The sequence below is a fragment of the Undibacterium umbellatum genome (assembly GCF_014284125.1).
GTDB classification, from domain to species: domain Bacteria; phylum Pseudomonadota; class Gammaproteobacteria; order Burkholderiales; family Burkholderiaceae_D; genus Undibacterium; species Undibacterium umbellatum.
Genome location: NZ_JACOFX010000004.1, coordinates 72586 through 99198 on the forward strand (window position 1 = coordinate 72586; position 26613 = coordinate 99198).

27 protein-coding genes and 1 pseudogene are annotated in these 26613 nt (G+C 52.4%); 13 read left to right on the forward strand and 15 right to left on the reverse strand.

The features are described from left to right. Positions 1–57: 57 nt before the first annotated feature. Positions 58–522: a hypothetical protein gene (locus H8L47_RS10295; protein ID WP_186953511.1), complete on the forward strand. Its 465-nt coding sequence runs from the start codon at positions 58–60 to the stop codon at positions 520–522. Positions 523–913: 391 nt separating this feature from the next. Here H8L47_RS10295 and H8L47_RS10300 read toward each other — a convergent pair whose 3' ends face one another. Continuing rightward, positions 914–1423: a Crp/Fnr family transcriptional regulator gene (locus H8L47_RS10300; protein WP_186953512.1), complete on the reverse strand. Its 510-nt coding sequence runs from the start codon at positions 1421–1423 to the stop codon at positions 914–916. A 266-nt stretch (positions 1424–1689) separates the two neighbouring features. Between H8L47_RS10300 and H8L47_RS10305 the strand changes: the two genes are divergently transcribed. Then, the gene (locus H8L47_RS10305; RefSeq protein ID WP_186953513.1) at positions 1690–2718 is read left to right on the forward strand and encodes a tetratricopeptide repeat protein; all 1029 of its coding nucleotides are present in this window, start codon (positions 1690–1692) and stop codon (positions 2716–2718) included. Positions 2719–2823: 105 nt separating this feature from the next. Here H8L47_RS10305 and H8L47_RS10310 read toward each other — a convergent pair whose 3' ends face one another. Continuing rightward, positions 2824–3738, reverse strand: a complete 915-nt coding sequence (locus tag H8L47_RS10310; RefSeq protein WP_186953514.1) for an AraC family transcriptional regulator — start codon at positions 3736–3738, stop codon at positions 2824–2826. A 279-nt stretch (positions 3739–4017) separates the two neighbouring features. Here H8L47_RS10310 and H8L47_RS10315 point away from each other — a divergent pair, with 279 nt between their 5' ends. The 7 genes from H8L47_RS10315 (at position 4018) to H8L47_RS10345 (ending at position 10433) form a co-directional block, all read left to right on the forward strand. Next, the gene (locus H8L47_RS10315; protein ID WP_186953515.1) at positions 4018–4476 is read left to right on the forward strand and encodes a (2Fe-2S)-binding protein; all 459 of its coding nucleotides are present in this window, start codon (positions 4018–4020) and stop codon (positions 4474–4476) included. 14 nt (positions 4477–4490) lie between these two features. Further along, complete coding sequence (locus tag H8L47_RS10320) at positions 4491–6737, forward strand: xanthine dehydrogenase family protein molybdopterin-binding subunit (RefSeq protein WP_186953516.1); 2247 nt, start codon at positions 4491–4493, stop codon at positions 6735–6737. A gap of 24 nt (positions 6738–6761) precedes the next feature. Continuing rightward, complete coding sequence (locus H8L47_RS10325; RefSeq protein ID WP_186953517.1) at positions 6762–7808, forward strand: XdhC family protein; 1047 nt, start codon at positions 6762–6764, stop codon at positions 7806–7808. Positions 7809–7873: 65 nt separating this feature from the next. Next, positions 7874–8089 carry a VF530 family protein gene (locus H8L47_RS10330; RefSeq protein ID WP_186953518.1) on the forward strand — a complete coding sequence of 72 codons (216 nt, stop codon included), beginning with the start codon at positions 7874–7876 and terminating at the stop codon, positions 8087–8089. Between the two features lie 69 nt (positions 8090–8158). Next, positions 8159–8440 (forward strand): hypothetical protein, encoded by a 282-nt coding sequence (locus H8L47_RS10335; protein ID WP_186953519.1) that lies wholly within the window; start codon positions 8159–8161, stop codon positions 8438–8440. Between the two features lie 589 nt (positions 8441–9029). Continuing rightward, positions 9030–9761: an SMI1/KNR4 family protein gene (locus H8L47_RS10340; protein ID WP_186953520.1), complete on the forward strand. Its 732-nt coding sequence runs from the start codon at positions 9030–9032 to the stop codon at positions 9759–9761. Positions 9762–10124: 363 nt separating this feature from the next. After that, positions 10125–10433 (forward strand): hypothetical protein, encoded by a 309-nt coding sequence (locus tag H8L47_RS10345; RefSeq protein ID WP_186953521.1) that lies wholly within the window; start codon positions 10125–10127, stop codon positions 10431–10433. A 208-nt stretch (positions 10434–10641) separates the two neighbouring features. On the opposite strand, the gene H8L47_RS10350 is transcribed toward H8L47_RS10345, so the two are convergent. The 13 genes from H8L47_RS10350 to H8L47_RS10410 all read right to left on the reverse strand — a co-directional run bounded on the left by H8L47_RS10350 (position 10642) and on the right by H8L47_RS10410 (position 22544). Beyond that, positions 10642–11100 carry a hypothetical protein gene (locus tag H8L47_RS10350; protein ID WP_186953522.1) on the reverse strand — a complete coding sequence of 153 codons (459 nt, stop codon included), beginning with the start codon at positions 11098–11100 and terminating at the stop codon, positions 10642–10644. Between the two features lie 119 nt (positions 11101–11219). Next, complete coding sequence (locus H8L47_RS10355; RefSeq protein ID WP_186953523.1) at positions 11220–11750, reverse strand: hypothetical protein; 531 nt, start codon at positions 11748–11750, stop codon at positions 11220–11222. Positions 11751–11826: 76 nt separating this feature from the next. Further along, on the reverse strand, positions 11827–12303 hold the full coding sequence (locus H8L47_RS10360) for a hypothetical protein (RefSeq protein WP_186953524.1): 477 nt from the start codon (positions 12301–12303) through the stop codon (positions 11827–11829). 68 nt (positions 12304–12371) lie between these two features. After that, positions 12372–13067 carry a hypothetical protein gene (locus tag H8L47_RS10365; RefSeq protein ID WP_186953525.1) on the reverse strand — a complete coding sequence of 232 codons (696 nt, stop codon included), beginning with the start codon at positions 13065–13067 and terminating at the stop codon, positions 12372–12374. Between the two features lie 162 nt (positions 13068–13229). Then, a complete protein-coding gene (locus H8L47_RS10370) occupies positions 13230–13997 on the reverse strand; it encodes a hypothetical protein (protein WP_186953526.1) in 768 nt (255 codons plus the stop codon). A 113-nt stretch (positions 13998–14110) separates the two neighbouring features. Beyond that, positions 14111–15223, reverse strand: a complete 1113-nt coding sequence (locus tag H8L47_RS10375; protein ID WP_186953527.1) for an energy transducer TonB — start codon at positions 15221–15223, stop codon at positions 14111–14113. Positions 15224–15233: 10 nt separating this feature from the next. Then, on the reverse strand, positions 15234–15602 hold the full coding sequence (locus H8L47_RS10380) for a hypothetical protein (RefSeq protein ID WP_186953528.1): 369 nt from the start codon (positions 15600–15602) through the stop codon (positions 15234–15236). Positions 15603–15900: 298 nt separating this feature from the next. Beyond that, complete coding sequence (locus tag H8L47_RS10385) at positions 15901–16083, reverse strand: hypothetical protein (protein ID WP_186953781.1); 183 nt, start codon at positions 16081–16083, stop codon at positions 15901–15903. Next, complete coding sequence (locus tag H8L47_RS10390; RefSeq protein ID WP_186953529.1) at positions 16080–16979, reverse strand: HvfC/BufC N-terminal domain-containing protein; 900 nt, start codon at positions 16977–16979, stop codon at positions 16080–16082. The genes H8L47_RS10385 and H8L47_RS10390 overlap by 4 nt, the downstream gene beginning before the upstream one ends. Then, positions 16957–17916, reverse strand: coding sequence for an MNIO family bufferin maturase (gene bufB / locus H8L47_RS10395; protein ID WP_186953530.1), 960 nt, complete (start codon positions 17914–17916; stop codon positions 16957–16959). Before bufB ends, H8L47_RS10390 begins: the two co-directional genes overlap by 23 nt. Positions 17917–17956: 40 nt before the next feature. Continuing rightward, positions 17957–19900 (reverse strand): ferritin-like domain-containing protein, encoded by a 1944-nt coding sequence (locus tag H8L47_RS10400; protein ID WP_186953531.1) that lies wholly within the window; start codon positions 19898–19900, stop codon positions 17957–17959. 410 nt (positions 19901–20310) lie between these two features. Continuing rightward, positions 20311–21939: a SulP family inorganic anion transporter gene (locus tag H8L47_RS10405; RefSeq protein WP_186953532.1), complete on the reverse strand. Its 1629-nt coding sequence runs from the start codon at positions 21937–21939 to the stop codon at positions 20311–20313. 389 nt (positions 21940–22328) lie between these two features. Beyond that, positions 22329–22544 carry a hypothetical protein gene (locus H8L47_RS10410; RefSeq protein WP_186953533.1) on the reverse strand — a complete coding sequence of 72 codons (216 nt, stop codon included), beginning with the start codon at positions 22542–22544 and terminating at the stop codon, positions 22329–22331. A 503-nt stretch (positions 22545–23047) separates the two neighbouring features. Between H8L47_RS10410 and H8L47_RS10415 the strand changes: the two genes are divergently transcribed. The 4 genes and pseudogenes from H8L47_RS10415 (at position 23048) to H8L47_RS10430 (ending at position 26605) form a co-directional block, all read left to right on the forward strand. Then, the gene (locus H8L47_RS10415) at positions 23048–24016 is read left to right on the forward strand and encodes a DUF535 family protein (protein ID WP_186953534.1); all 969 of its coding nucleotides are present in this window, start codon (positions 23048–23050) and stop codon (positions 24014–24016) included. Between the two features lie 432 nt (positions 24017–24448). Further along, positions 24449–24876: pseudogene (gene arr / locus H8L47_RS10420) on the forward strand (NAD(+)--rifampin ADP-ribosyltransferase). A gap of 124 nt (positions 24877–25000) precedes the next feature. Further along, the gene (locus H8L47_RS10425) at positions 25001–26311 is read left to right on the forward strand and encodes a type II toxin-antitoxin system HipA family toxin (RefSeq protein WP_186953535.1); all 1311 of its coding nucleotides are present in this window, start codon (positions 25001–25003) and stop codon (positions 26309–26311) included. Beyond that, positions 26312–26605, forward strand: coding sequence for a helix-turn-helix domain-containing protein (locus tag H8L47_RS10430; protein WP_186953536.1), 294 nt, complete (start codon positions 26312–26314; stop codon positions 26603–26605). The last annotated feature ends 8 nt before the right edge of the window (positions 26606–26613 follow it).

The window sequence follows — 26613 nt, forward strand, 5'->3', positions numbered from 1 at the left end:
TGGGATGCGCTTTAGTGTGCCTGCGCACAAGAATTTCCCTATTCCAGGACGACCATGATGGATGAAGCAAGCTGGATACAAATCGCATACCCAAGCACAGAGCCAGACTGGCCTGCGGTCGCGGAGGGCACGTTGCTGCAACTGGTCAGAGAACATGAAGAACCCAATTGTGCCGAATTTGCACTCTCAGAACTTTGGCGCCGCAATCATCCTGCGCTTGAAGAACTATGCATGTTGCTGTTACACAGCCCGCATGCAGATCAATGGCTGAAGGCTTCCGCTATCTCAAAACTATTGCTATCCAAACCCATGACAGGCTTTGATGTGGCGCTGGAAATGCTCGACACATGTGCCGCAGTACAACTGGAAGAAATCATAGAGGCGGCCAACTATGAATATCAGGGCGATTTGCGTGACGCCTTGCTGTTGCATCCTTTGATACCGAGGCTGAAAAAGCGTTTGCAAGAACCAGAGATGAAAAACCTGCCATTTGTTGATTTGTTTTTTGAGAATTTTGCCTGATCACTGCACACAAAGACAGCCTTTGCGCGATCAAATCACAGCTTAAAACATGCGTGACATTGGGCAAGCAAAGTCGCTGGATTCCGGATCGAGTCCGGCATGACGGGTTTGAGGATATGAACTCGAAAATGAATATCCGTATCCGGCGATTTGTCATTTCCAATGCAAACGGCAATACTTTCGTTTCTCGTACCCACAGGACACACGACCCTGACTACGTCCACTGTGCTGGTCCATGCACGGAAATCCCCTATCCAACAATAGCCACTGCACCGTCATGCCAGACTTGATCTGGCATCCAGCGTTGATTAGCCGTGTCTTTTTTGAGGTCGTGAAAGCAAAGCATGCTTAAGAACAAGCCAGCAATTTAACTCCTGCTTGCCAGTCCCTCTCACAAAAACTCCACCAGTTGCCCGCTCACGCTACGCAGGCGTTGGCTCATGAGTTTGGCCAGCCGGGCCAGGATTTGCACTGCCAGCGCTGGCTTTTCCCTGATGATGCGCTGGTAATTGTCCTTGGTCAGCAAGAGCAGGATACTGGTATGTGAGGCGATGCAGGTGGCTGAGCGTTTTTCGCCATCGATGATGGACATCTCGCCTATGGTCTTGCCGCGCCCTACCGATACGATGCGGTGAGGCGTGCCGTCCAGATCAGTCTTGAGTATCCCGACTTCACCCTTGACCAGCAGGCCCATGTAAGAACCTGATTCGCCCTCCCTGAAAATGGTCGTGCCTGCCGAGACTTCATAGCATTGCAAATAGGCCGCCAGGGCCTCGATGTCTTTCCACTCAAGGTCAGCGAAAAGCTGGGATTCGGCAACCATGTCGCAGATATCGCGCGCCTGAAATGTTGTGCCCGCGCCAACGAGACGGAAACCTGGCAAAGCCTGATCTGGATTCATTTTTTGCACCTGTTCAATTTCTTTGAGTGACCATCAATCACACGAGAAAATCGCGTAGCCATAAGCCATTGTGGCTCGCCAATATTTTCATAGTTTATCGCAATCAGGACAACTACAACAGTGCAATAAGTTGAGCAAAAAATGTGCAGATTGCCAACATGCGCGTGAAATATCCGCTATCTGCCAACGCGATCAACTGTACCTCTGAATGGCAAGTAGTGAAAGAAATGCATGAAATGGTTTATTTAAGAAGATGCTAATTTGCAATGATCAGGTATAATTTTTGGCTTCCAGTACTAGCCAACAGCTATAGGGCGCTGAATGGGCAGACCGCCTTTTCAGCAATCCCAATTTTACAGAATCAGATGAAAAAATATCTAAGCATCATTTTGCTTTCTCTCGCAGCTGCAACACTAAACCCTGTTAATGCGCAAACCAATGAACTTCAAGTTCTTTATGACAAAGTTCAGTCACTCTCCAAACAGGGGAAATACGCCGAAGCGATCACTGCCGCGGAACAATTATTGCGTCTGTCAGAGGCAAATGGGCCGGAGAATCAGAATGTTGCCAGCAGCCTGAATGAACTCGGTAGTTTATACAGGACGCAAGAAAAATATGCAGAAGCCGAGCCTTTATACCTTCGTGCGCTGGCAATTCGTGAGAAAACACTGGGGCCAAACCATATCGACGTAGCACTCGTTTTGAATAACCTGGCCTTAACTTACAAATTGCAACGCCGCTACGCTGAGGCTGAGCCTTTATACAAACGCGCCCTAGTCATCATAGAAAAAGGGCTGGGTCCGGAACATGCCTATATGGCCTCAGCCCTCGATAACCTGGCCATGCTTTACCTGGCCCAGGATAAATATGCCGAGGCAGAGCCTTTGATTAAACGCTCCCTGATCATCACTGAAAAAGTAAAGGGTACGAATAATTTTACGATGGCGGTCATGACCGGCAATCTTGGAGAATTACTTGAAAAGCAAGGTAAATTCGAAGAAGCTGAATTGTTTTATAAGCGCTCCACCGACATCTGGAAAAAGGCAGCCGGTGCAAATCAGCCAGTGGTAGGAGCAAGTATGGAAAGGCTTGCGACACTTTATATAAAATTATCCAGGTTTACTGAGGCGGAACCACTATTGAAACAATCACTGGAAATTGTGGAGTACGCGATGGTCCCGAATCACGAACGCATCATACGGACCCGCAATAAGCTCGTCGATTTTTACCGCAAAACTGGCCGTGAAGATGAAGCCGCGGCGCTGGAAAAAAGTGCAGCCAAATCTGGCAAGTAGTAGAGCCAGCAAGGCTTGCGTCGTTGCGCTTCCCATCATGCGTAGTCATGTAAAGTACACATCCCCTTAAGCATAAATTAGCGCACAAACTTTACAAACTATCCCTCACATCCCCATCCGCATACGCCTGATATCGCGCAGCGGTGGTTCACCAAACAGCCGCGTGTACTCCCGGCTGAACTGGGAGGCGCTTTCATAGCCTACTCTGAGGGCGGCGCTGCTGGCGTCGATGTCTTCAATGAGCATGATCTGGCGGGCGTTTTGCAGGCGCAGGTGTTTCAGGTATTGCAAGGGGCTCATGCCTGCCACGGTGCGGAAGTGCAGCCTGAAGGTGGAGGCGCTCATGTGGGCCTTGCTGGCAAGCTCGTCGATGGCAACGTCCTCGGTGTAATTCTGCTTGAGCCAGGCGATGACGCGGGCAATTTGCTGGCCCGTTGAGCCAGCGGTGACCAGGTGGCGCAAGACCGGGCCATGCTCGCCATTGAGCAGGCGGACGATAATCTCTTGCTGTATCAGCGGCGCCAGCATGGGCACTAGTTGCGGTTCATCCAGCAGGCGTACCAGGCGGGTGATGGCGTCGAGCAAACCCTCATCCATATTCACGACAGACATCGCCAGCGAGGATGCGGCCTTGAGCGGTGCAGCGAATGTCATGCCAGCGGCGCACTGGGTGATGGTATGGGCATCAAGTGTCAGGTACATGCCCAGAAATGGTTTGGTGCTGCTGGCAGCCGTCACATAAGACACCACCGGCAAATCGACCGAGGTGACCAGGGATTGCCCTGGCACATAGTCAAATACTTCTTCCCCCAGATTGACGCGCTTGCTGCCTTGCACGGTCACGCCCAGCCCCAGACCATAGAAACAGGGCATGGGGTCGGTGATCTTGCTGCGTCTCACCATGATCAAGCCTGGTACCTGGGTGATGCAGTCGCCGTCTGCCTGAATGATGTTGCCGACCATGTCAGCCAAAGAGGGGCTTGATGATGGATAGGCGGCTGTCTGGAGTGAGGTCTGCATGATACGACGCTAGGTTTTTTGAACTGTAGGTTTTTGAACTATCGTCAGCCTACCATTTTCAGGGTGGAAATTTCAATTTCTGCCGGGCATTCATCGAAATAGGCAAGAAATACGTCGAATCAGGCAAACGCTTTATTGGCGGGAGAGCTGACAATAGCCGTCAATTAACGCATTGCAGCGGCAGCCTGAACATGGGCATGGCCGCCGCCATTCACCTGGCACCAATCCGGCACCATCCCGGCATCAACAACATATCGTCACCCCATACTGGAGGTTTTCATGATCAACTCAACTATTAATGGCAAGAATACCAGCGTCGATGTCGCCCCCGACACGCCTGTGCTGTGGGCCCTGCGCGATACGCTGGGCCTGACCGGCACCAAGTTTGGCTGCGGTGCGGCTTTGTGCGGTGCCTGCACCGTCCATTTGAACGGCCAGGCCATACGCTCTTGCGTGACGCCCATCTCTGCCGCTGTTGGCCAAAAAATCACCACCATCGAAGCCATAGGTCAGGACAAGGTCGGCAAAGCCGTGCAGGCCGCCTGGGTCAAGCATGACGTGGCCCAATGTGGTTACTGCCAGAGCGGTCAGATCATGAGCGCTACCGCCCTGCTCAAAACCAACAAGAAACCCAGTGACGCCGACATCGACAGCGCCATGGCGGGCAATATCTGCCGCTGTGGTACTTACGTACGTATCCGCGCCGCCATTCATGACGCCGCATCCACCTTGGCCTGATCAGGAGAACCAACATGCATTTTGAAGCCCGTTTGAATGAACTGCCACGCCATTTGCAATCTCTGTTGCAATCCACCAGCCCCGAAACTAGTGCAACTGGCCTGAGCCGCCGCAGCTTCTTGAAGATGGCAACTGCCAGCGGGTTTGCCCTGGGTTGCTACCCCATGCTGGCGATAGGCCAGGACGCCGCAGCCAAGGCACCCGCCGGTTTGAAACCAACCGAGCAACCGGGTGCCTTTGTCCAGATTGCCAAGGATGGCACGGTCACAGTAACGATTAACCGCCTGGAATTTGGCCAGGGCGTGCAAACCGCCTTGCCCTTGATACTGGCAGAAGAGCTTGATGCCGACTGGAGCAAGGTCAAGTATGCCAATGGTAGTAATCACCCCGCCTATGTCGATCCGGCATATGGCATGCATTTGACGGGTGGCTCAAATTCTATCGCCCATTCTTATACCCAGTACCGTGAGCTGGGTGCACGCACCCGTGCCATGCTGGTACAGGCTGCGGCGACACAATGGAGTGTTGATGCCTCTGGCCTGCGCACAGAAAAAGGCGTGGTCGTCGGGCCAGGTGGCAAAAAACTGACCTATGGCGAACTGGCAGAAGCGGCCATGAAATTGCCAGTGCCAGAAAAAGTCGTTCTGAAAGACCCAAAAAGCTTCCGCCTGATCGGCAAACCCACAGGCCGCCTGGACGCCAAAGCCAAGTCAACTGGCACCCAGGATTTTGGGATTGATATGCACTTGCCCGGCATGCTGACGGCTGTTGTCGCGCGTCCGCCGGTATTTGGTGCCAAACTCAAGTCTGTCGATGATAGCGCTGCCAAGGCCATCAAGGGTGTCAAGGCCGTGGTACGTGTGCCGGTAGATCGCGGTGGCGAAGGTGTAGCAATTATCGCTACTGGCTACTGGCCAGCCAAGCAGGGGCGCGATGTGCTGAAGCTGGAATGGGATCTGGGCAGCGTAGAAAAAGTCGATAGCGTAAAACAACTGGCCAGTTATAAAGAATTGGCCAAGCAGCAAGGCGCATTGAAGTACAACGACGATGTATCAAAAATCGCCACTGCACCGCATAAACTGAATGCTGAATTCAGTTTTCCTTACCTGGCCCATACGCCTATGGAGCCCTTGAACTGCACCGTCTCCATCAAAGGCGACAAGGCAGAATTGTGGGTTGGCACACAAATGCCTGGTCTGGATGGCTTTGCCGCATCCGCCGCGCTGGGCCTGAAGCCAGAAAACATCGCTGTCCACACCCAGATGGCCGGTGGCGGTTTTGGTCGTCGTGCCATTCCTACCAGCGATTATGTGGTGGAAGCCTGCAATGTTACCAAGGCAGCAGTCGCCGCTGGCCTGGATGCGCCAGTGCGCACCCTGTGGAGCCGTGAAGATGACGTCAAGGGTGGCTACTACCGCCCCATGCATGTGCACAGGGCAGATATCGGTTTTGATGCGCAGGGCAATATCCTGGGCTGGGACCATGTCATCGTCGGCCAGTCCATCGTCAGCGGTACGCCATTCGAAGGCATGATGGTCAAGAATGGCGTCGATGCGACCGCCGTTGAAGGCATGAAAGAACCGTATGACATGCCGATGCGCCTGTCAGTCCATCACCCAAAAATCAATGTGCCGGTCTTGTGGTGGCGCAGTGTGGGCTCTACCCATACTGCCTTTGTGATGGAAACCCTGCTCGATGAAATCGCCGAAACCACCAAGCAAGACCCGGTGGCCTATCGCCTGAAACTGATGGGTGACAAGCATCCACGTCATAAGGCAGCCCTGGAACTGGCGGTAGAAAAATCTGGCTATGGCAAAAAGAAACTGCCTGCAGGTCGCGCCTATGGCGTCGCTGTGCATGAATCCTTCTCGTCCATCGTTGCCTATGTGGTAGAAGCATCCATCAAAAATGGCCAGCCCAAATTGCACAAGGTCACGGCTGGCGTGCATTGTAATCTGGCGGTCAACCCTAAAACGGTGGAAGCACAGGTGCAGGGTGCGGCATTGATGGGCTTGTCGATGTGCCTGCCAGGCGCAGCCATCACGCTCAAGGATGGTGTGGTCGAGCAAAGCAACTTCGGTGATTTTGTTGTGCCACGCATTACCGACATGCCACAGGTTGCCGTGCACATCGTACCTAGTGCAGATGCACCTACCGGCATGGGCGAACCTGGCTTGCCAGCGCTGGCCCCGGCATTTGCCAATGCCGTTGCCAGAGCAGGTGGCAAGCGCTGGCGTGAACTGCCATTCAAGACGGCCTAAGGTCAAATCAGTTAAGGTCAAAGCATGGAAGATCTCGATACCCTGGTCCTGCGTACTGCGCTAAGCTGGCACACGCAGGGCTTGCAAGTCATTCTGGTCACGGTGGCGCGCACCTGGGGTTCCTCACCACGCCCGCCAGGGTCGCTGATGGCGATCAACGGGCGCGGTGAAACCGTGGGCTCGGTATCGGGTGGCTGCATAGAAGATGACCTCATCCACCGTATCAGGGAAGAAGGCGTGCAGGCTGTTTGTGCAGGCAATCTGCCGCTGGTGCTGCGCTATGGCATCTCTGCCGACCAGGCGCACCGCTTTGGCCTGCCCTGTGGCGGTACGGTAGAGCTGGTGTTGGAGCCAGTATCTGCCCATAGCCGTCTGGATGAATTGCTGCTCGCCTGCGAGCAGCGCCGCAGTGTGGAACGCACGCTCGATCTGCAGACTGGCCATGCTCAACTAAAGGCAGGCCAGTATGATGGTTTGCCCAGGCTGGATGATCACAAACTGGTCACGTACCTTGGCCCACAGGCACGCATCATCGTCATCGGTGCCAGTGATCTGTCGCGCTACCTGTGCCAGTTTGCACTGAGCCTGGGCTTTGCCGTCATCGTCTGCGATCCGCGTGAAGAATACCGCGCCAGTTGGCAATTGCCGGGGGTAGTCGTCAGTGATGAAATGCCGGACGACCTGATACTGCGCCTGCAACCCGACAACCGCACCGCCGTCATCGCCCTCACCCATGACCCCAAGCTTGATGACCTGGCCCTCATCGACGCCCTGCAATCAAACGCCTTCTACGTCGGCGCCATCGGCTCACGCCGCAACAGCCAGCAAAGACGCGAACGCCTGCACATCCATTTCGATATCCCTGAATCTGCCTTGCAAGCCCTGCATGGCCCAGCAGGTCTATACATAGGCAGCAAGACCCCGGCAGAAATCGCCCTCTCCATCATGGCAGAAATTGTCGCGATCAAGAATGGCATCGCGCAGCCAGCCAGCACGCCTGTCGTGCTTGGCAAGGCCATGTATGAAAGCCAGCCACGACAGGCATCAGATACCGCCACCTGCGCGATATAAGCCTGGCAGACAGATGCCGACCTCGCTGCGGCCTGATATCATCCGGTATCACCGAGGAAAAACACATGAGCGCACAAGCCCCCCGCAGCCTGAACGGCATCACCCTGGAAAAAATCCTGGAACAACTCGTCAACTATTACGGCTGGGACCAACTAGGCCAGATGATAGACATCAACTGCTTCACCAGCGACCCCAGCATCAAATCCAGCCTGAAGTTTTTACGCAAGACACCGTGGGCCAGGGCCAAGGTGGAGGAATTGTATTTGGGGATGCCGGGGTGAAGCTGGACGTTGCCGTAACCAGGGTGCGTTATAACGCAACCTGCAAACTGGAACTTTGGGGGTAAAAAAATGATTGAGAAAAATGCTTCCATGAGCGAACAAAATATCTTATTAGACAATATGCCTGAAAGTATTTCCAAATTAGTAATTGAACCATGGGCGGAGGAAATTGCGATTGAGCAAGGAGACAAAGTAAATGTAGTAGGATTTGGCCCGATTGCGAATGCACGGTTGCAGCTTGAGTTTAAAAATAACTCGTTAATCATTTATGCTTGGCAAGGCTCTACATTAACTGTCCGATTGAATGAGAGAACTGTGGAAACGGCATCAAAGGTAATCGAGGCCATTTGAAGAGGGACATACAGCCCCCGTAGATACGATTAGTGAAACGTAATCGTACGCATGTCGTGCCACAAATAGCGAGAGCTTATAATCAAGCTCCACGGTCACCGCTTTTCCATTTCAACGCGAGTGCAATGAATGCTTTGTCCGGGATCATAAAGCAGTATAGAGAATTGCTGCTCACCATGCGTACGATTACGTTTCACTAATCGTACCTACGACAATGTGATTTTTGCAATGTACAAATGCAGCTATCCGTAGTTTCTTTAAGGTGAAGAAATTGAAATTAAAAATTCGATCTAAAGATTTGTTTTTAGGTGCCTTGCTTAGTGTAATCGATGCTGGGATTTTTGGTCTATTGGAAAAATTTAGTCAATCGACTTTATTTCTCGTTCTTTCACTATATCTCTATTACTCGGCAAAAAAACTTTCCAAACAGGAGAGGTGCGATTCGGACTCTGCAAAAGATCGAAATGATATGTAAAGAAACAGGTAAGAGGTAATCAAGCCCCCGTAGGTACGATTAGTGAAACGTAATCGTACGCATGCGATGCCGCAAACAACAAAAGGTCACGATCAAGCAGCAAAGAGTATCCCCATGAAAAATATCTTGGAAGAAGTTTCCACACTCGCCCAGGCAGCCCACATAGAATTGCCGCCCTTGTTGCAGGCACTCTATCGCGATGGCTTGACCAGCTATGGCAAAGACAGGGCAGACTGGCAAGCCAACTGGGAACACTACCTGCAAGAATCACCGCCTGCGCTGGCCAGCAGCTATGATTTTGAATGGCTGGATGCAGAAGCGATTGCAGAAACCATCAAGGGCTGGCTGCACCCTGAAAGCCAGAACGGTCGCAGCTTCTTCCCTTTTGCCCAGTCTGGTGCAGGTGATGTCTTTTGCCTGACAACGCATGAAGATGAGCATGAAGGTGAATGCGTCGTGGTCTATATCTGGCTTGACTCAGACGCACATACGATAGAGGCGTTTTCATTTGCTGATTTTATCTACTCCAGACTGGTCACGGCGATGACGGATATGAGCCACTTGCTTGATGACTTATCCAGTGCCGCCAACGCCAGACAGTGTCTGCTGGCCGATATCCGCAGGTTAAGCGCTTACTTGCCCGCCGACGATGCGACGCGTTTGCAAGCTTATCTTGAACGCCCGGTGATCGAAGTGGAAGTGACCTACGGTCGCCGCACTGAGCGCGTGCCTTGCCTCATCGCTGATGAAGACTATAAGCTGCTGATGCAAGGAAAGCGCGCAAGCGTGGACTGGCCAGTGCATATTGTGGCGCGATGGGACGTTCGGCCTGTGTTGCCTGCGTAGGTACGATTAGTGTAGCGTAATCGTACGCATGTGGTGTGCAAATAACGAGAGGTCTCAAGCATCGCATGGATGCCGCTCACTCATCTCAGCGAAAATGTGATAACTGCTTGATTTTACATCACAAAGTGGCGGCAACTATTGAACAGCGTAGAGAGTTGCTGATGACCATGCGTACGATTACGTTGCACTAATCGTACCTACATCGCTGGTGCAGGTGATGTCTTTTGCCTGACAACGCATGAAGATGAGCATGAAGGCGAATGCGTCGTTGTCTATATCTGGCATGACTCTGACGCACATACGATAGAGGCGTTTTCATTTACTGATTTTATTTATTCCAGACTGGTCACGGCGATGACGGACATGAGCCACTTGCTTGATGACTTATCCAGTGCCGCCAACGCCAGACTATGCCTGCTGGCCGATATCCGCAGGTCAAGCGCTTACTTGCCCGCCGACGATGCGACGCGTTTGCAAGCTTATCTTGAACGCCCGGTGATTGAAGCGGAAGTGAACTACGGTCGCCACACCGAGCGCGTGCCTTGCCTCATCACGGATAATGACTATAAGCTGCTGATGCAAGGAAAGCGCGCAAGCGTGGACTGGCCAGTACATATTGTGGCGCGATGGGACGTTCGGCCTGTGTTGCCTGCGTGGGTACGATTAGTGTAGCGTAATCGTACGCATGTGGTGTGCAAATAACGAGAGGTCTCAAGCATCGCATGGATGCCGCTCACTCATCTCAGCGAAAATGTGATAACTGCTTGATTTTACATCACAAAGTGGCGGCAACTATTGAACAGCGTAGAGAGTTGCTGATGACCATGCGTACGATTACGTTGCACTAATCGTACCTACTACACCAATCCTACCCACGACACTAATTTCCCAAATCGTCAAAAAAATCCAGGAAAGCATAAGCTTTACCATCAACGCATTGAATCAAGTCAACTACCTGAAAATCAACGATCCCGTTATTCTCAGCGCAGAGTTTCAACCAACTGATTTCACAGGAAAACCCACAAATTCCACCTTGTTCGCGAATTTTCCTCGCCAATGAAAACGCTTTTTTGATATCCGTTGCTGCAAGAGATTTGATAAATTTAACCAAATTCATGTCAGAAACACTGCCGCCAAAAATCAGAGCAACGCAACCATACTTCTCAAGCAGCTTTGCCCGAACAGGATTACCCAGAGGTCCGTCTGCATCTACCTCGATTGCATTTCCACATTGATGGCAGCGATAAGAGCTGCTCCAGGACGGCCCTTTAGAGAAGCGCAGACTATAATTGACCTTCATCGAAGTGGCGCAACTACCACAAGATTGTTCTATATCCATTACCATTTTCCGGCACTACTTTGTGAGTCAAAATAACCAGGCCTGAAATTTCTTTACTTCAAAATCATGCATGAGAATACGCGAGACCATTCACGCCTGCATGAGCTACTTTCCCTGACTTACGCAGCCAGCCTGTCAGCCACTACACGCATGAACGCCTCAGGCTCTGCCTGCGGTCCATCACCAAAATTGCTATGGTCGCCGTCGGCAGTCCATTCGCAGAAGACTGTCCTGCGTGTGCCGTCCATATTGATGCCGCACTCCAGGGTGAAGTAGCGCACGCCTACGTCCTCAGGTACTTGCTCGCTTTCGCCATCCAACATTAACACTGCGGCGACGTAGTGTACTTCTGCCACTGCTCTGGGTTCTGGCATTTTGAGTATCACGGCGGGGTATTGCAGCAGGCGGCAAGTCGTGACTTCGACATCGTCGACATTCAACTCACTGGCAGGTTCTTTGACATGCCTGGCGCAGACATCCCACATCCAGGCCAGGTAGGGCCTTTGTTCTTCCGATGCAATGATGGAGAAGAATTGCAAAGGGTTATCTACACATGCCTGGCGCACGCCCTGGTGGGCGAATATATAGTGCTGCTCGCGCGGTTCGCTGAGCAAGTCTGTTGATGGGTCTTTCTTTTTTTTTCCGAACATGAATGCTCCTTCTACATGTGGGTCTGCTTCATTCAGTGCTGGTGGAGTGTCTTTGCGACGCACACCAAGCAAGCGTTCACATCGCCAAAGTCTTGTGATGTAAATAGTTGCGATAGGTGATCTTGAAGCTGTCGATATCGCGCTTGTCGTCCTGTATCAACAGATCGCGCACTTCGTAAGCGCCATCTTCAATTTTATATACCCAGAAATCGAGAATGACTTCAGGGTGATCTTGCGAGACGATGGAGACGCCCTTGCCACCACCGATGATGTTGGAATATTGATAGACCATGAATTTGCCTTTCAATATTTTCTTGTCCAGCGCCAGGCTATCAAGCACCTTGGCGGCCCCTTCATCGACAGGAGACACTGCCTCACGATGACTGGCATAGGTATTGAGAAACTTGCGCAGGTAAATCACTTCGGCAGTTTTATACGACTTTCCGTATTTGACGAGTTGTTCTTTATTGAGTACGAGTTCTTTGGGTGCTTGTGCATGGCCGAGCAAAGGAAGCAGAAACAGGGGGAGCAGGAAAATTGTACGGAATTGCATGGATACTTTCAGTGTTTTTTTCATTATAAGCGATGGCAGTTAAGCAGTACCACAGGCTGCACCTGGCTTTAATCGCCCGACACCATCAATATCACTATGATGCGATCACTGTCGCGCTGGTGAAATGTCCATAGGTAACGTTGTGCCCTGTGGTCGTCATGGTTCAGATATTCTGTGCAGTCCGGGTTCCAGGCATAGATATCCTGTTCGCCGTGCATCCCATTGAACAAGCAATCTATCGTTTCAAAGTAGGCACTATTGATCTTGGCGTTGTCGCCATTCAAACCATGTTCTGGCTCACAAAACATGTCTGTGAAGCTGGGTTCGTCTCCGTAGAGCGAGTTTAGGGCTATTCTGTTTTTTGGAATTTCATCATCGCCAAACCAGAAAGCCCAAAGTGGAAATTGTTTTCCTTTACTCTTGAGCACAAGGCGACGCTGCTCCAGATCGCAAGCCTGACCAAGGAACTGTTGCCTGGACATAGCGAGCGGCGCATCCAGCAAATGTGCATGGACAGCTAATTGAATATGGTCTGGTTTAAAGCGTTCTTGATAGTCGTATGCTTCAGACAGCCTCTGCTTGAGCTGATCGCAGCGCTTCTGCATCAACTGCGAGGCAAACAAAATTGCTTGCCGGTGCGTTTCTACAGTGACGGGCATGCCAACGGGAATACGCAAGGGTGCGAATTCAACGTCACAGCCTATCTGTGCCAGCTTCAGATACAGATCTTGAAATTCTTCGATTTCTTCAAATTGGATATCCATAACGCGTACCGCGATTTTGTTGACGTGACATGATAGCAAATTGCAGGACAGGCTAGTGGTACGTTACAAGGCGCTTTACAAGACTGGTGCAGCAGCCAAATTTCGGCTCCGATGCACAACGACGTTCACCAAGAATCCGACTGGCAGTTCAGGAGAATTCAGTTATCCGGCGTTGTTGACTTGCGTATTGTCAGCCTTTTGCTGAGAAGTCCGGCTCATCCACAGCATCGTACAAATATACAAAGAAAAAAATGCTGTCTGTATGAATTCTGCATACCAAAACAGAAAAATCGACATGGTCAGCAATGACGACGCTGCGCCGTTATTTGTATTCTCTGTCTGTCTTTTGGGGAACGACAACAAGACTGCCCAACATAACATGATGAGAAAAAACGGGCCTGCGAAAGCCGGGTTCTGCAAACTACGCATTCCCGTCAAAAAGAAGTCCGTGCCGACTACGCGATACCACAACATGGGCGTACCCAGAATAGCAACGGCTACCCACGCGAAGAAAAAGCCGTCTCTTTGATTTGCAGGCTTTGTTTTCGAAATCTGAGCTGTTGTGCTGCTGAGTGGCTCGCCCTCACCCCTTGCAAGAGTACTCAATAATCCGAGACCAGCGCCCATGATGATCAAGCCACCCGTGCGATGAAACATCGCATAAGTTTGCAGTAAAAACCCGATGGTCAGGAATGAGCACCCCACGCCGACGATGTTTTTTCTTGTCTGCCTCTTTGGCAAGGAAAGAAGGACTGCACAGAAAAATATGATTAACAGGAAAGGAGCTGAGTATGAAAATTTTTGCAGTCTACGAAAGCCATCCAAAAAATAGTCTGTTCGAAAAAAATAGTACCAGACAGGTGGTAGCCAGACAGTCAGTGTCAGCAACCAGGCAATGAGGAGGACTTGTTTGTGCTTGGATATCTGCATCAGAGTATTTTATTTTTTAGCACCGCATTGTGGCGCAATTGATGTTGAAGATTCATGCTTGATTTTTTGCTTAGGCGCTACATGCAGCTTGATAGCTGAGCATCTTGTAGCGGCTACTTTTCTTCAAATCTCAGTCGATAAAAAATCACGCGTACTTCGATTTCACGGCCTGTGGATTTGCTTTTAGAAAAACTGAGGAAGGGGCCGCTACGGCGGGCGATACTGAGGGCGGCCAGGTCCAGGTCATGGTTACCTGATGATGTTTCAAGCTTTATGCCATCTCCTCTTAAATAGATGCTGCCATCTTCCTTAATCGGAATGGAGACGTAGGCCTGGCCCTGGAGTTTCTTGTCGTGCATTGATGGAAAGTTACTGGCGACATAGCTGTCGATTTTCTGGCTCACAGCTTGATAGAAACTGGCCAGCTCGCTATCGTTGGTCGTGGGAGTGACATAGACTTTTTTTACCTTGCGGGCAAACTTTCGTGTTTCAAGAAACTCCGCATTCAGCAATAGCTGCCAAAAAAGCAGAACTACCATGCTCGCATGAAAAAATTCTGGATCAGAACGAAAGAACACCGCAATCGCGAGCAAAGAAGCAGCCGCGCCTGATCTGGCATTGACAGTGTGTTTTGCCGGGAAGGACAACAAGACCGCCCAGAATAACATGATGGACACCAAAGGCGCTGCGACAGCCAGGTCTTGCACACCGCGCATACTGCGGAGAAAAAAGTCCTTTCCGCTCAAGAATACCCAAAACCAGGGTAAGGCAAGCATGAAGACACTGGCCCAGACGGTTATGGTGCTGAGAATTTTTTTCACAGGCGCTTTTTTATCGCCTTGATGGAGTTCAGCAGATTTGTCGTCCATCTTCCTGGATACACCTCCTGTCAAGGTATGCAATAAGGCAAACCCGGCCAGCAGGAAAATGAGGCTGCCTGTCAGTGGCAAACCGGCATAGGTTTGGAGCAGCAAGCCCAGAGTCAGAAATGAACATGCGGCACCGATGATGTTTTTCTCGGTCCTGTACTTTGGTATCGATAAAATTACAGACCAGGCAAGTATAAGCAGCAGGTAATATACTGAATCCCATAAGTCACGCACACCATAGACGCCGGGGAAAAAGTAAGCTGTCTGGAAAAAATATTGCCTGGTGGGTGGCAGCCCGACGAGTATCGTCAATGCCCAGACGATGAGGAGGACTTGTTTTTGTTTTGAAACCAGCATCGCAGGGTTCTTATTTCCCATCTTCGGCCACTGGCTCCCCCCTCACCATACTTAACAGTATCATTCCTGAAAAGAGGATGACGAAGCCGCCAGTATGATGAAAGAATTCATAATAAATGAGCAAAAAACCCAAACTCATGAGAGAACTACCTGCACCGATAACATTTTTCTGTGTTCTGGTTTTACGTAGTGTTAGCAGGATAGCCCAGCAAGATATGATCAAGAGGAAAGGGGCTGACACTTTGAAATCCTGCAGGCCACGAAAATTCCCCAGGAAGTAATCAGCCTGGACGAAATAAAACCAGATCGGCGGCAACCAGACGAATATGGTCAAGCCCCAGACGATGGATAGAATTGATCTGGTTTTGTTTAACAGCACGGGATTCCTTATTTGATAATGCTGACTATTATGCATACTTGCCATATTACCATTACTCACATTAAACACATAGCCAGCCTCCCCCAACCCCCTCACATCATGGCAAATGCCTGCTTTGCCAACGAATGGATGCTGCGAATGCCCAGTTCACAGCGAAAGCCCGTCTTACCTATGGCAATTGCCTTTAAGTTGGGCGCATTACGACGAGTCCAAATCAACGGCTGCGTTTGTCTATTTCTGATTTCTCCCGCGCAGCTACTCCTTCTCCACATACAACTCCCGCGCCATGGTGACCACATCATCGACACTGAGTTCGCTGAATCAGATTGGCAGCACCGAGTGCCAGCAAATCCCGGTTGGGGGCGATAGTATCGCCATGGCGTATCGCAAAATTGCGGATGGCGCTATAGGATTCGGCGTACAAAATCAAGAGCATGGCAATGCTCAGCTCACCGATGCGCAGATACTGGATATAGGTCACCCCTGCTCAGTTGTGGTGCTCTGGGCGGTCATCAGCAGCCCGGTGGCACTGGCGACTGGCAGCCATAGAGATAGTTTCGCATGGATTTCGGTGACGGGCATGTGGCAGCGTCTGGCTGCAGCCTGTGCACAGTGGCTGAGTGTGCGGGCTTGTCGTCTGGCGGCAGACAGGGCGTAAAACTGCCAGTCCTCAAGTGCATGGCAACTGACGTGGTAGCGGTGGCGGCTGATGGCAATGCAGGAGGTGGCCCTTACCAATGGATGTTGCGGTCTGGCACTGCCGGGGACTGTGGCAGCGGCCAGCCAGGGCTGGAAGGCGGACAGCGGGTGTGCAGTGAGCAGCAATCGTGTGGTGGCAGGCAGACTGATGACGGTTTTCGCACCGAGCAACACTGCCATGGGGTCTGGTGCGGTATAGTCGGTTTGTTCCAGGCCGGGTGCGCGTTGCGCGCAGTTGCGGGCATGTTCTATCAAGGCCAATTCAAGCGGGAAGCGCAGGCTGTGGCCTTCTCTGGCGGCACTGCGCTGGGTGTGCCGTAAAAACCGGGTGAAGTGGCTGCCCAGATCATGCAGGGAATAACTCGCAGGCGGGAAACTCGCCAGATAGCTGCGGCAAAAGAAGTTGAATAAATCCTCGCCCAGATGCAGGCGTAAAGCCGGATAATCACTTTGCAGGCAAGCCAGCAGGCGCAACCAGTAGCCATTGGCATACACTGCCAGCCCGGCCTGAACATCAGCGACTTTGCCCTTTACCAGCATGGCACTGGCATCACGCCCGTGGGCAATGGTGGCATGCTGCAAACCCGCTGCCAGCCCCTGTGGGTTGGTGATGGATGCCAGCATCCATTGCTGTAGCTGCACCAGCGTTGCGGGTTCAGGCTGGTTCGAGATGGTCATGGCTGTGCTGGCTTGCTGCTGGCAGGTGGAAATCAATGGGATGCGCAAACTGCAGACCTTGTTGCTGCTGTACCGCTTGCTGGGGCAACTGTCCGGCGAGCACGGCGCTGGCTTTGGCCAGCTCTGCCAGCAGGTCTTCGTAATCAGGGACGTTGGCATCCCATTCCAGCAGGGTGGCTACGCCGCCGGTGAGTTTTTGCGCCAGTGCATACAGCTGCCACACAGGAGTGGGCACGGGTGCGTCGTGGGTGTCGATGAGTAACTCGCCTGCGCGGGTGGGGCCCGCCAGATGGAGTTGCACAATGTGACTGTGCGGCAAGGCGCGCAGGTAGTCGATGGCATCAAAACCGTGATTGTGGGCGCTCACATAGACGTTGTTGACATCCAGCAGCAGGCCGCAACCTGTGGCCAGAGCCAGGCGGGAAATAAATTCCCACTCTGGCATGGTGGAGTCGGCAAACTGTATATAGCTGCTTGGGTTTTCCAGTACCAGCGGGCGCTGCAATATGTCTTGCACCTGATGCACCCTTTGGATCAGGTGTTGCAGGCTAGACTCATGAAAAGGCAGCGGCAACAAGTCATGCGAATTATGGCTGCCCAGGCCAGTCCAGCAGATGTGGTCAGACACCCAGACTGCACTGACGCGGTTTGCCAGCTCCCTGAGCTTGCGCAGATATTCCAGATTGAGCGGGCTGGCGCTGCCTATCGACAGTGAAACGCCATGCATGACGATGGGCAATTGAGCCGCGAGTTGTTCCAGCACATGGGCGCTGTAACCTGCATGATCAATGAAGTTTTCTGAAATGATTTCAAACCAGTCTACCCTGGCACCGCCAGCCAGTATGGCTGGCAGGTGCTGGGTGCGCAGGCCAAGACCCATGCCCAGATTGGGCAAACCCAGCCGGGCCTGGCTTGCGCCCTGGCTGGTGCTGTGCATGATGTCTGGCTGCTTCACCGGGATTGCCTGCACATGATGCTCAGTTAGGCGGCAAGACCATGCGCAGCGGGCTTGCTGCAGGCGGGTTGCCCGCAGCAACGGGGGGCTGTTGTGCATTCATGACGGCGGTATAAGCAGTCCAGGCTGCAGCGTACACGGTCTGGTTTTGGGTAAAACCAAAGGTGCCAAGCGTAGCCGGTGGCGTGCTGAAAATATCGGCAATATCCATGGTGCCACCGCTGCCATAAGTCTGGAAAACCGAGATCGGTACGGCACAACCACCTTTTTGATTACAGGTATTGTCGCTGGGGGCGATAAAGTTTTTTGAATTCCCTGCCGTATCAATGATGGGGTAACCGCAACCACCCAGGCCCTTGCAGGAGTTGGAGCTGGAGCAGGTATGGTAAGCCGCCAGCGCAGCGCAGCTATTGCCCGGATTTTGCACACTCAGACCCTGGCAGGCATGGCGGTCGGCATCGGTAATGGGAGGCAAGCTACCGCTGGCAGACAAATCAGGTGCCTCACCAAACACAGCCCAGTACAGCGACATGCGGTCACCAGAAGCCGCCATGGCCTGGTAGGGGAACCTGGCACTGCTGCTGGCCCAGTATTGGGTCAGCGCCTTGTTGATGCCATCGACAGCACCTGCCACCAGTTGCCCCAGCAATTGCGGATAATCTTGACCCGTGCGCATGGCGGTCAATGAGGCAGCGACTTCGTCCGGGCTGGGCAGGTTGGCTTGTGGCTGATAGGCTGATGTCTGCAGGTCAGCACCTGTCCAGGCATTACCTGCGGCATACCATTGGGCAAAATTGAGGTAATCAGGTTCTTGCACGACGTTTTGCAGTTCATTAAAACGATCCCAGTGGTCGATGACGTCGCCATGCGAGCGGGCATCGACATTGCCTGGTTCGTACGGGTAATCAACTATCAGCGCTGCGCGGTCGGGGCGGAAGCGGGTTTCAACGGCATTGTCGGTGACTTCATCCCGCAAGCCGACCGTGGTATCAAGCGAGACGTTTTTATAAATGCGTCGCTGAACCTGCAAACGGAAGCCCTTGAGCAAGTTTTCTACCCCACCCTCACCCTGGTTGACGATGCCATTGATCATGTCGATGGCTTGCAGCAAGGCCATGTCGGGGTCACTGGCGCTGATTTTCATGGGCATCAGCGGATACTCATCACGACTATGGCCGCTGTATTTGCCATTGAAGATATCGCGCTGCTGATCCAGCCTGCTGGCATCAAACAGCTTGGACCACAGCGTTACGCCGCCTTCATACTCAATCGCCAGGTACTGCATGAAGCACTGGTACATCCAGCCTATGGTGCCAAACTGGGGAAGATTGGCCTCGGTGTTTTTTGCTGTCCAGTTTTCAAAGGGAACGGCAGGGAAATAGTCGGCAAGCTTGTCGGCCTTGATGTCTGCCCTTGCATCATCATGGCTTTGTTCTATCGCCAGGAAAAGTTGTATCTGCTCTGTTGTCAGCGCAGCCAGGTTGACTTTCACGTCGGCAAAACTGGTGGTATCGGTGAGGTCAACAATGTGCGGGATGGTTGTCAGTGTCGGCCCATAGCAAGCCCAGCCGCCATTTGTATTTTGCAACAAGGTCTTGTCAAAGAATTGCGGCGGCGCGCCCAGCACGGTGGCCAGGTTGGCAGCGAGTTGCAGGTGCAACATCTCCTGGATAAACACACTGAACACAGTATTGTAGGCACGCTGGTTGGACGTCAGCGTGGTGCCCGCCGTGGTGGACATGCCGGGCCACAAGCGCCCCTGCGCCAGCGGGTTGCTGATCGTGTGCGTACCCTGTATGGACGACATCGCTGCCAGGTACAAAGGAATGGTGAAATTCTCCACATTCACCGCCGCTTGCGCCAGGGCAAGCACCGCTGCCGTGTCTTCTGGCAAACAGGAAATGGGGCGGCATTTGACTGGACAAAAACTGGTGGGGATTTGCCCCCTGAGTGCATCATTCGACATACGGTCTCCTATGGGTGTGAGGGAAAAACCTTGTTCAGAACAGATGTCAAAATGGTACACCAATAGTCACAAAGATAATGCAAAATAATTATTACATAATGTTAACTTTAAGCATTTCTCTGCTTGCCCGAATGGAAAACGCAGACGCGTGATGTGTGTAGTGCTGAACAGTCAGGCCTTTTCGGGTTGCGGAAAATCAGACGACTTTACTCTGTAGGCATTTGCCATCCAGAACATGGCAATGGACGTAAATCCTGCTGAACCGACATGCGAAAAAAATAAGTACGTGTGGTAAGCGATATGAAATTATCATATTACTATTACTCATTGCAATCAAGTAGCGGAAGCAGCGCAGTGTAGTCCAACTTGATCCAGACTTACGCAGCCGGGGCGGCTCTGAGTTAGCCCCATCAAACCTTCTCCACATACAACTCCCGCGCCATGGTGACCACATCATCGACACTGAGTTCGCTGAAACTGCCGATGTGCAGATGGGGTATCTCTGCTCTTTCCAGCACGATGCGGCTGGCGGATTTGAGGCGGGCCAGCATCAGGTGCTTTTTTTGCAGATAGAGGCTGGCGCAAAAGTCTGAGAGGGCTTCTATGCTGGAGCTGTCAAGATCGGGGGATTCTTCCAGGCTCATGACGACGACTTTGGCGTCGCTGGCGACGGCATATTGCTTGGCCAGGCTCATGGTGCGTTCAGCATTGCCAAAGAACAGGCCGCTCTCTGGTCGCAGGATCAGCACGCCGGGGATGAATTTGGCCTGGGGATAATTGACCAGACTGACAAAGTCGTGGCCACCATTTAAACGGCCAAGGACCGAGATACTGGTATAGGCCAGCCTGCGCAAGAGCATCAGCAAACTGATGCCGATAGCCACCAGCAAGCCATCCAGCACCCCCAGCAAGAGCACGGCTACAACCGCAGCCAGGGCCACGAACCTGTCCCTGTGTAATTTGAAGTAAGGATAAAACGCCGATGGCCGCAATGAATGGCTGACCGCGTGGATGACAATGGCCGCCAGCACTGGCGCAGGTGTCAGGGCAATCACTGAGAGCATGGTCAGCACGATGATCAACAAGGTCGCTGCGGCGGCCCAGCCTGCCGCTTTGCTGCGTGCGCCATTGTTTTCATTGGCAGCCGTAGCAGAAAAACCTGCACCCACGGGCAAGCCCTGGAACAGGCCCGACATCAGATTGGCAGCACCGAGTGCCAGCAAATCCCGGTTGGGGGCGATAGTATCGCCATGGCGTATCGCAAAATTGCGGATGGCGCTATAGGATTCGGCATACAGAATCAAGAGCATGGCAATGCTCAGCTCACCGATGCGCAGATACTGGATATAGGTCAAATCTGGCAAGCTGGGGGCTTGCAGTTGCAAATCAATTTTGCCAACCAGTGGCACCCCGTACTGGGCCAAGCCCAGCCACTGCCCTGCCAGAATACCCAGGGCCAGCACCAGCAAACCTGCTGGCAGGTAAGAAAAGCGCGCCAGCACAAACAAGAGCAGCAAGGCCACCAGGCCCACGGCCAGCGACAGCCAGTTCCATTGTGGCAGTTGCTCCAGCAAGGCATAAGAAAAGCGCAGCATGTCAGTATGATGAACATGCACCCCGACCACATGGGCAAACTGTTTGATGATGATGACAGCAGACAAACCAAAGGCAAAGCCGCGCAAGACTGGCCGGGCGATAAAGTCAGAAATGCTGCCCAGTTTGGCCACACCGGCAATCATGAAAAACACGCCCGTCATGATGACCACGCCCATCGACACCAGTATGCGCAAACCCACGTCTCCGTTAGCCATGGCTGCCGTCGCCGAGGCCAGCACGGCGGCAGAAGATGAGGTGGCTGCGACGATGGCAAAGCGGCTGCTGCCCATCAGGCCATAACAGACCAGGCCCGCAAACACGGCGACGATACCTGCCTGCGGCGGCAGATTGGCAATGCTGGCATAGGCCACTGCCTCAGGCAAGAGCAAACCCGCCAGCGACAAACCAGCGATGATGTCAGACCAGGCCCAGGTTTTGTTCATGTGCTTTGAATGTGGTTGGATGCATGCGCCTTGTGGTGACGAGCACTTATTAGATAAATAATTTATATTTTATGGCAGAGAGTAGCAGCCAGTATACGCTGCGTGGATAGGGATGGGGGAATTGTCAGGCTGTGGCAGATGCTTGTGAGCATCAGCAAAACTGCATAGACCAGTATGAACGAAAGAATGGACGCAGCAAACTACACAATTTTGCTAACCGCGCATATTCCTAAAGAAAAGTCTGTCTGGAAAAAATATTGCCAGACTGGTGGCAGCCACATCGCTAATGTCACGAACCAGATGGCGATGAGCGCGTCTTTGATTTTCGGGATGTGCATTGCGAGAGTCCTATGATTTCCATTCGCGATTGATGACATGCGTGGCCAAAGCTACAGCCCGCGCCCCGTATCCTTCCGCTCTATCCCGACCAGTTTCAAAGCCAGCACAGCCAGACCCAGCACGATGCCCACAATGATGTCAGTGATCTTGCCCGAATAAGGCAGCAGGAAGATGCTGTACAGGATGCAAGCCAGGATGATGACAATGCAAGCCCCGATTATCATCGTTCTGATGATAGTTGTATTGCCTGCGGGAGGTGTTTTCATCTCTATCGCGCCTCACTAAGCCAGACCAATCTTGTGCTACATGCCGATAGTCCACATTTTACTTCGTCTTAGCAAAAAGTATTGCGTACTTCATAATTTATATTTCCTATCGGCAATACTCCGGTGTAAAGCTTTGGCTATAAGCGCACTGGCCGAATTGCGTTTCCCCTCGTTTCCCCTATCGTATGACGTCGCTGGCCGCAACAGGTCGTCGTGCAGGCTTCTCAACATTGCGCCGCAGCTCCCTGCCAAAACAGGCAAAAACCGCAACATTATGTTACAAAGCAAAATATCCGGCCTCAAAATCGGCTAACTTCGCATTTTTTTCGCTCCAATGATCAGCAGAATTTCCATGTGGAAACTATCTATTTTCCCTATATTCACCTAACTTCAGACAAGCTGCTGACAAAATGATGACAAATTAAGCTTGCTAATATATTTCCCCTTCTGATACATTGCGTTACATTAATCTGCAATACGAAACAAATGGTGCGATTGTGAACATGTTGAACTGGCGTGAGTTGTGGACTGCGGGCAGGGTACTGGAGGCTATTGATACAAAGAAGTTGTATGCAACAGGCAGTTTCACGGCGAGCCTGCGCTGGGCTCTGTCTGTGCGCCTGGCGGACGAGCGTACCAGCCTCAAGAGCAAAGTCCTGTTCCTGTTACGCAGCAGTGCGCGCCCGCAAGTGAGCTTGCGCTGGTTTCATTTCCTGCACCAGACCTATTTGCGCAAGGCTGCACCAAGAGATATGGCCTTGCTGGACGCCATTCACCGCCCCTTCTTTGACCGCCAGATTTGTTGCGTATCGCGCCTGCGCCTGTTGCGCAATCATTTCCATTTATCCGCCCAGTTGTTTGGCAGACGCCGCACTCAGGAGATGCTGGCAGGTAGCGACTTTACCCTGGCCACCATCGTGGGCAAGGATGAACAGAATTACCGTATCAGCCTGTTCCGCAGTTGCGCCTTTCAACGTGAAGGCGGCTTGAGCCTGGGCCTGTTCCAGGGTAGCCAGCTGTTGCAAAGCATTAGCTTTTCATTTGACCGCAAAGGCCACCAGTTGATGATCAGAGTAGGTGGCGTGCAATCATGTAAGCAGAACGCGCGCGAGACCATGCGCGCCTGCACCAAGAACCTCTTTGGCATACAGCCACGCCTGTTGTTGATCGAAGCCTTGCGTAGCCTGGCGCGCGAGCTGCACTGCACGGGCATAGAATGCATTGCCAAGAAGAACCATATTTACCAGTCCTGGCGCTACCGCTTCAGCAAGACCATCAAGGCAGAGTACGACAGCCTGTGGCAATCTGCCGGGGCCTGCGCACTTGCCAATGGCAATTACCTGCTGCCGCTGGCGAGCGAGGACGTGCCACTTTCTGAGCGCCCTTCCAACAAGCGCAGCGAATACCGCTCGCGTGATGGCCTGACCATGGGCATGCGCGAAGGGATAAGGCGCAGCCTGGTCGCGGCCTGAGCCTGGCTTGCCAGACTTGCGTGGCTTATTTGATTTAGATGGCTTAATTGGCTTATACGGGGCAAGTACAAGTTGCCCTTTCAAGCACCTACTCCGTCTTTAGCAGAAGCGGCTTCAGCCGCGAATGACTGTTGCCGCACCCAGCTAACGGCTAAAACCGCTCCTGCGGTTGCAATTGCAGTGACGTAGGGCGCATTGCAATGCGCCGCATGAAATCATCACTTCTCAAAGCAAATCATCCTTGCAGTGTGCGGCGTGCACAGGCGCATGTTGCACAAGAATATATTGCGCCCAGCATCACGGCCAAGTTCGGGGAAGACGGTTTGCGCCAATCAATTTTGATTACAATAGCAATGACCAGGTGTTCTGCCTGCCTCAGTCACACAAACATACCACCAGCACAAATTGGAGGTATTGATGAGCAGTGCTTCAATGGCAAATTCTGGCCCCACCAGCAGCGACAGCGAAACAGTCGATCTGCGTGCGCAGACGCTTTACCACGGTACCAGGGCTGACCTGCAGGTGGGCGATCTCATCGCGCCGGGTTACCGTTCGAACTATGGCAAGCGAAAGAAGGCAACTTACGTGTATCTGAGCGCGACCCTGGACGCCGCTACCTGGGGTGCAGAGCTGGCAGCCGGTGACGGCCCGGGCAGGATTTATATCGTGGAAGCGATGAGCGAGATCTTCAATGACCCGAATCTGACGGACAAGAAGTTCCCTGGCAATCCGACAAAATCATACCGCAGCCGTGAGCAATTGAAAGTCGTCGGCAAGGGCACGCACCAGAAATGGTCCAGGCCATGAAGAATCACATAGAACAACTGCGACTGCAGGGGATAGAGGCGATCGACGATTGAGTCGCCAGCCATGTCCCTGACATTTCAAGCTGCTTCATAGCATATCATCATGCTAAACAATAACACACTAAACTATCATAATAGCGCGCTTGCGCACCCATGATAGTGATACTATACTGTGCATATGCTCACAAACACCTGCACCCTTCAACTTTTCATTGACGCTTCCTGGCGTGATGCGGCTGCACTTGAACTGACGGGTGAACCACGACTGGGAAAAGCGGCTGCCACTTATATAATTTACTCACCCGACTATACGCTCAAGTATTGGGAAAGAGCAGATGCAGCGGCGCTGACGGTAAATATGCCTGTCGATCTGTTTGGTCGCAGCAGCGAGGCTTGGCCAGCTTTTCTCATAGATTTATTACCTCAAGGATATGGTCGTCTTGAATTATTGCGGCAACTCAAGATGGCGGACCAGTTGGCATCTGATGCGGGCACTGCAGACTGGCCTTTGTTACTTGCTGGTGCTGGCAATACAATTGGCAACATCAGGGTAAAAGAAGCGCATGAATGGGTCGCAGCCCGTAGTGGCAATAGTGAGGGCAAGCAGCGGGGCTTCACCGCAGATGAAGTAGCAGCAAGGGCTGAGGATTTCAACGAATACCTGGCGCAGCATGGTTTGTTTCTGGCGGGCTCATCAGGCATACAAGGTGAATGGCCAAAGATTTTGTTGACGCGGGCACACGATGGTCTGTTTTATCTGGATCACACTTTGCCTGATGAACAAGCAGCGGAACATTTTATCGTTAAATTTGGCCGTGGTGCGAACCGTGACCTGGCCAACATCCTGCGCCTGGAAGCTCCATACATGCACCTCGCCAAAAGACTTGGGTTGCACGTGCACGCCGACCTCATCTTGCGCGGGCGTGCTCTGTTCATCCCCCGTTTTGACCGCGAAGTGAAGGACGCTCAGGTGCTCCGACACGCGCAGGAAAGCATAGCATCCTTATGCGGCATCAGCGGCTTGGGCAATCTTCCTACACATAATGAAATTTGCCAGCGCCTGGCAAAAGTCGTGACTGATCCAACGCTCGATATCATCGAGTACATCAAACGCGATATCGCCAACATCGCCCTTGGCAACAAAGACAATCATGCACGTAACACTGCGATACAGCGCAGACAGGACGGCAATATCGTCCTGACGCCCTTGTTTGATTTTGCGCCGATGCGTTTGCATCCTGATGGCATTGCCAGAAGGATACGCTGGCAAGCAGATGACGGCGGTTCGCCAGACTGGGCCAGTGTTATCCAGCAAGCCTGTGCAGCGGCGGCACTCGATAAGGCTGTAGTAACAGATGGCATACGAATGATGGCAAAGCCAATGGCGAGTCTGCTTGATGATGCAAGGGATCTGGGCATAGAAGAAGAATTCCTGACACCGCTGGAGCAAAGCATCATGAATATCCGCAAGCAACTGGAGAAGCTGTAAATGGACAAGCGTTTCAAACCACTGTCTCCAGCAGAAGAGTTACAGGCGCGGCGAACACTGGCGGAAGAACTGGCGGCAGAACCGGCCATGCCGGTTCCGGCTGTCATCAGAAAAATACGTATGAGCCTGCGCCTGACCATTGCTGAATATGCGCGGCTTTGCGGGGTGTCTGCCCGGACTTTGCAAGACATAGAGCGTGAAGTATCCAGCCCCAGCCTGAGTACGGCAGACAAGCTGCTACGCCCCATAGGGATGAGCGTGGGCGCAGTACAAAAGCCACTGCAATACCAATAAACCACAAT

Bases quoted from the DNA above. Each gene is read 5' to 3' on its own strand.
- H8L47_RS10405 (WP_186953532.1), bottom strand. From the start codon at position 21,939: ATGAACAAAACCTGGGCCTGGTCTGACATCATCGCTGGTTTGTCGCTG.
- H8L47_RS10390 (WP_186953529.1), bottom strand. From the start codon at position 16,979: ATGACCATCTCGAACCAGCCTGAACCCGCAACGCTGGTGCAGCTACAG.
- H8L47_RS10325 (WP_186953517.1), top strand. From the start codon at position 6,762: ATGGAAGATCTCGATACCCTGGTCCTGCGTACTGCGCTAAGCTGGCAC.
- H8L47_RS10315 (WP_186953515.1), top strand. From the start codon at position 4,018: ATGATCAACTCAACTATTAATGGCAAGAATACCAGCGTCGATGTCGCC.
- H8L47_RS10365 (WP_186953525.1), bottom strand. From the start codon at position 13,067: ATGGATATCCAATTTGAAGAAATCGAAGAATTTCAAGATCTGTATCTG.
- H8L47_RS10410 (WP_186953533.1), bottom strand. From the start codon at position 22,544: ATGAAAACACCTCCCGCAGGCAATACAACTATCATCAGAACGATGATA.
- H8L47_RS10370 (WP_186953526.1), bottom strand. From the start codon at position 13,997: ATGCAGATATCCAAGCACAAACAAGTCCTCCTCATTGCCTGGTTGCTG.
- H8L47_RS10330 (WP_186953518.1), top strand. From the start codon at position 7,874: ATGAGCGCACAAGCCCCCCGCAGCCTGAACGGCATCACCCTGGAAAAA.
- H8L47_RS10295 (WP_186953511.1), top strand. From the start codon at position 58: ATGGATGAAGCAAGCTGGATACAAATCGCATACCCAAGCACAGAGCCA.
- H8L47_RS10425 (WP_186953535.1), top strand. From the start codon at position 25,001: ATGCTCACAAACACCTGCACCCTTCAACTTTTCATTGACGCTTCCTGG.
- H8L47_RS10400 (WP_186953531.1), bottom strand. From the start codon at position 19,900: ATGTCGAATGATGCACTCAGGGGGCAAATCCCCACCAGTTTTTGTCCA.
- H8L47_RS10355 (WP_186953523.1), bottom strand. From the start codon at position 11,750: ATGTTCGGAAAAAAAAAGAAAGACCCATCAACAGACTTGCTCAGCGAA.
- H8L47_RS10430 (WP_186953536.1), top strand. From the start codon at position 26,312: ATGGACAAGCGTTTCAAACCACTGTCTCCAGCAGAAGAGTTACAGGCG.
- H8L47_RS10340 (WP_186953520.1), top strand. From the start codon at position 9,030: ATGAAAAATATCTTGGAAGAAGTTTCCACACTCGCCCAGGCAGCCCAC.
- H8L47_RS10360 (WP_186953524.1), bottom strand. From the start codon at position 12,303: ATGCAATTCCGTACAATTTTCCTGCTCCCCCTGTTTCTGCTTCCTTTG.
- H8L47_RS10300 (WP_186953512.1), bottom strand. From the start codon at position 1,423: ATGAATCCAGATCAGGCTTTGCCAGGTTTCCGTCTCGTTGGCGCGGGC.
- H8L47_RS10335 (WP_186953519.1), top strand. From the start codon at position 8,159: ATGATTGAGAAAAATGCTTCCATGAGCGAACAAAATATCTTATTAGAC.
- H8L47_RS10305 (WP_186953513.1), top strand. From the start codon at position 1,690: ATGATCAGGTATAATTTTTGGCTTCCAGTACTAGCCAACAGCTATAGG.
- bufB (WP_186953530.1), bottom strand. From the start codon at position 17,916: ATGCACAGCACCAGCCAGGGCGCAAGCCAGGCCCGGCTGGGTTTGCCC.
- H8L47_RS10375 (WP_186953527.1), bottom strand. From the start codon at position 15,223: ATGCTGGTTTCAAAACAAAAACAAGTCCTCCTCATCGTCTGGGCATTG.
- H8L47_RS10415 (WP_186953534.1), top strand. From the start codon at position 23,048: ATGTTGAACTGGCGTGAGTTGTGGACTGCGGGCAGGGTACTGGAGGCT.
- H8L47_RS10350 (WP_186953522.1), bottom strand. From the start codon at position 11,100: ATGGATATAGAACAATCTTGTGGTAGTTGCGCCACTTCGATGAAGGTC.
- H8L47_RS10345 (WP_186953521.1), top strand. From the start codon at position 10,125: ATGAGCCACTTGCTTGATGACTTATCCAGTGCCGCCAACGCCAGACTA.
- H8L47_RS10310 (WP_186953514.1), bottom strand. From the start codon at position 3,738: ATGCAGACCTCACTCCAGACAGCCGCCTATCCATCATCAAGCCCCTCT.
- H8L47_RS10320 (WP_186953516.1), top strand. From the start codon at position 4,491: ATGCATTTTGAAGCCCGTTTGAATGAACTGCCACGCCATTTGCAATCT.